Below are 1,699 nucleotides of genomic sequence, written 5' to 3' on the forward strand. Positions count from 1 at the left end.
GCTGCTGGGAATACCGAGCATCGCCAGCGTCTGCCTGACCGGCAGGTGCGAGGCTTCCACCGTGCGGATGATTTCAAGCTTCTCAGAGGCGGGGTGTCCGTCGTCAGAGTTTTCCGGACATCATGAGCGGTTTCGTATCGGAGCCTCTGGTTCACTTTCTGTCTGAGTTTAGGCGGCAGCGGCTTGGTGCTGCAACCGGCGTTTTCGGATTGTCTGCTTCTTGATCTCCTCTCTCATCTTCAGGATCTTCGTGCCTCGGCCGTGATAGACATCGGCGGGTGTTAGGTTGGCCAGGCTCTCGTGGTAGCGGTGGTTGTTGTAGTGATCAACGAAGGCGCCGATCTGTCGTTCCAGGTCGCCGGGCAGGAAGTAGTTTTCCAGCAGAACCCGGTTCTTGATCGTCTGGTGCCAGCGCTCGATCTTGCCTTGGGTCTGCGGGTGATGCGGCGCGCCACGAACATGGTCCATTCCCTTTTGCTCAAGGTATTCGGGCAACTCAGAGGCAACGTAAGACGAGCCGTTGTCGCTGAGCAGCCGAGGCTTTTGAATGACCGTCGCGCTATCGCAACCGGACGCCTCCAGCGCCAGGTCCAGCGTGTCCGTGACATCGCTGGCCTTCATCGTCGTGCACAGCTTCCACGCGATGATGTAACGACTGTAGTCGTCCAGGATCGTGCTGAGATAGAACCAACCCCAGCCGATCACCTTGAGATAGGTGAAGTCGGTCTGCCAGAGCTCGTTCGGACGGCTGGTCTTGTCGCGGAACTCATCCGCTGCCCGGATCACCACATGCGCAGGGGCGGTGATCAGATCCTCAGCGCTGAGGATGCGATAGACGGAGGATTCCGAGACAAAATAGCGCTTCTCATCGGTGTATTTGACGGCCAGTTCGCGCGGCGTCAGGTCTTCGTGCTCCAGCGCAAAGTCGATAACATCGTCGCGAACCGTATCCGGGATGCGGTTCCAGACCGACCCGGGCCGGGGTGAGCGATCGGCAAGCGCATCGAGACCACCGTCGCTCCAGCGCGCGTACCAGTCGTAGTAGGTGCTGCTGGGGATGCCGAGCATCTTCAGGGTTTGCCTAACCGGCAGATGTGATGCCTCGACCGTGCGGATGATCTCCAGCTTCTCAGACGCAGGGTATCTCATTCTCCGTCCTCCCCACCCCCGATCATGCTTTTTTTGAGCAGCCGGTTCTCAAGCGTCAGTTCGGCAACCACCTCCTTCAGGGCCGCGGATTCCGAACGCAGTTCCTTCACTTCGGGGGCTGTCGCCTGCCTGGCCGTATCCCCCGACAACCGGGCTTTCCCGGCCTCCAGGAACTCCTTCGACCAGGAATAATACAGGCTCTCGGCAATCCCCTCACGGCGACACAGGGCAGAAATACTCTCTTCGCCGCGAAGGCCAGCCAGAACGATCCTGATCTTCTCCTCGGCAGAGTAATGCTTGCGCGTCTTACGCTTGATGCCCCTGACCAGCTTGTCAGCGGCGTCTTTCGATGTTCCGGATTTCTTGTTCATCTTCGCTCCATAATGGCTTCGATGAACCAGAAATCCTCCGTTGCTCAAACCCCTAAATCTGTCCGGTAGGTGCTGACGTCAGACAGGCGGGGTATCTCATTCTCCGTCCTCCCCATCCCCGAGCATGCTTTTTTTGAGCAACCGGTTCTCAAGCGTCAGTTCCGCAACGACCTCCTTCA

The 1,699-nt window shown here is 58.5% G+C and carries 1 protein-coding gene; it reads right to left on the reverse strand.

Annotation, left to right across the window (positions count from 1 at the left end):
- Window positions 1-168: 168 nt before the first annotated feature.
- Window positions 169-1,520 (reverse strand): IS3 family transposase gene (locus F3H26_RS19195; protein WP_394349796.1). Its coding sequence is split into 2 segments (ribosomal slippage): window positions 169-1,182 and window positions 1,185-1,520, totalling 1,350 coding nucleotides; the frame shifts between segments, so codons are not numbered across the junction.
- Between the last annotated feature and the right edge of the window lie 179 nt (window positions 1,521-1,699).

Source organism: Ruegeria intermedia (assembly GCF_900129345.1).
In the GTDB taxonomy this organism is placed as follows: Bacteria; Pseudomonadota; Alphaproteobacteria; order Rhodobacterales; family Rhodobacteraceae; genus Ruegeria; species Ruegeria intermedia.